This window comes from Methanosphaera sp. A6 (assembly GCF_001729395.1).
In the GTDB taxonomy this organism is placed as follows: Archaea; Methanobacteriota; Methanobacteria; order Methanobacteriales; family Methanobacteriaceae; genus Methanosphaera; species Methanosphaera stadtmanae.
The window spans coordinates 1-2,186 of the sequence record NZ_MAIF01000039.1 but is presented as its reverse complement, the minus strand read 5'-3'; the positions used below and the strand labels follow the sequence as shown (position 1 = coordinate 2,186).

Annotated in this window: 2 protein-coding genes; both read right to left on the bottom strand. The window is 35.0% G+C overall.

Annotated features, from left to right (window positions below; translation table 11 throughout):
- Positions 1-147: 147 nt before the first annotated feature.
- Entirely contained in the window at positions 148-981 is an 834-nt protein-coding gene (gene mtaC / locus A9758_RS01165) for a methanol--corrinoid protein MtaC (protein WP_011405801.1), read from the bottom strand.
- A gap of 62 nt (positions 982-1,043) precedes the next feature.
- The coding region (locus A9758_RS01160; protein ID WP_069776315.1) for a methyltransferase MtaB domain-containing protein at positions 1,044-2,186 on the bottom strand (1,143 nt) is incomplete at its 5' end.

The window sequence follows — 2,186 nt, the reverse complement described above, 5'->3', positions numbered from 1 at the left end:
TGTATTATAATAAATAAAACTTAAAAAAATAAATCTTAAAGTAGTAATTAAAAAAACTCAAAAATAACTCTAAAATCATTGAAATTAAAATATATAATTTAAATAAAAAATTAAAAAAAGAGAAAAGAAAAATATGTGTTAACATACTTAGGAGTATGCTGCTACATATTCTCCAACAATGTCAGAGTATTCTTTTCTGATGTCTTCCCATGTTTTACCATCATCAACAATTGCATCTGCTAATTTTGGTACGTGATATGCTTCTACACCATAGAATGTTTGTGGTGTTTCTTCTACAAAGTCACGACGTACTGCTCCTCCTCCACATCCAAATGGTGTGTCGAGTCCTGCTTCTTGCATTAATGCTATAATTTTACCAAATGCTGTCATGGTTGTTGTCATTAATGCTGTTGCAGTTACAAGTACTGGTTTGTTTTCTTTTACTGCTTCTACTACTTTAGTGTTAGGTACGTCACGACCAAGGTCTACTGCTTCGTATCCATTTGCATTTAAGAACATTACAATTAAGTTTTTACCAATATCATGAGGGTCTCCTTCTACTGCACAGCAACATACTGTTGCTTTGGAATCTGCTTTGTGTCCGAGTTTTGCTTCACAAAGTGCTACTCCAGACATCATTGCATCTCCTGCAAGCATTAAATCAGGAAGGAAGAATTCACCTTTAGTATATAATGCACTTACTCCATCCATACCTTTCATTAAAGCGTTGTTAATAAGGTCTATTGGTTCTTCACCAGCATCTAATGCTTTTTCTACTTGTGCATCACATTCGTCTTTATCACCATATAATACAGCTAATGCTACTGTTCTTTTTATTCCTTCTTCTGCTGGTAAGATTTCTGCTACTTCTGGGTCATCTTCAGGTTTAAGAGCTGGACCTTCAATTTTAACATTGTATCTTACAGCAATTTTTTCATAATCTTCAAATTTGTCATAGTATTTTTCTAAAGGGCTAACCATTTATACACACATCCTTTTAATAAATTTTTTTTATATTTAAATTTACACTACACCGCTATTACTTATAATTCATATTGTGATGGGTCGTGTTCTTTTACTTTTCTTCCGTAACGTTTGATACATGTTTTTATGAATTTGTCTTTGTCATCTGGTAATTGTTCGTATGTTTTCATTGTGGAATCAAGTGTATCTCTTTCAAATCTTGTTAATAAGATACGTTTTTCATCTACTGCTTCATTAATTAATTCCATTGCTCTAATTGCTGCTGCACGGGATCTTAAGTAAATATCTTCTCCTTCTGCTGTAATTGCTTCACCGATTTTGTATGCGTTATCGTATGCAAGAATTACACCTTGAGGGTCTCGGTATTTATCAGCTAATACATATGTATCTCTTAATTGTTTGTTTGTTCCGATTTGTGTTGCTGTGTTCATTAAAGCACATTCATAACCTAATGATTGTAACCATACACCAGGTGTTGGTCCACCCATTTCTTCTCTGTTATATACAGATTCGTTACTCCATACATCACATACTGCTGCTGTAAGGTTACCCATAAGGTCTGAGTGAGCACATGTTGCGTTTTTACCTTCTGCACAGATTGGTACGGATGCTATTGCTTTTACAATAGGGTTTTCGTATCCACAGTCTTTTGTTGGTCCTTGTGCACCACATTCAACTGCTACTAAACTTCTTGCTCCTGCAATTGCTCTTGCTACTGCTGCAATTGTGTGTGATACGTTTTTACTGGTTAATCCACCTGCAAGGAACATTGCAGTGTTAGCTTGTGCACAGTCTGTGTCTCCACCAGGAACTACATTGTTTCTTTTTGCTATGTCTACAATTTTTGTCCACATGTATTCCATATCAATAGAACCAAGTACACCTATACCATAGAGTATTGCTCTTGCATCTCCTCTTGATATACCATAATCTGATACTACTTTACCACCAACTGTTTCAATACAAAGCATTGATGCTCCATTTTGTGCACATGCTTCGAATGATTCATCCATTGCTACGTCGAATTCTGATCCTCTAAGACCGTTTTCTTCTTCTCTCATATCTGCTACTGTTGACATCATTGATACTTTTGTACCGAATTTGTCGTGTAATTTTTCAAGTTCTTCGAATGTAACAGCTGTACATCTTGCTGATGCTTCTTTTGAGATAGATTGTTGTTGTACGTGTTCCATTTCTATTTG

What these genes read in the sequence shown, in the direction of transcription:
- mtaC (WP_011405801.1), bottom strand. Translation starts at nt 981, where the DNA reads ATGGTTAGCCCTTTAGAAAAATACTATGACAAATTTGAAGATTATGAA.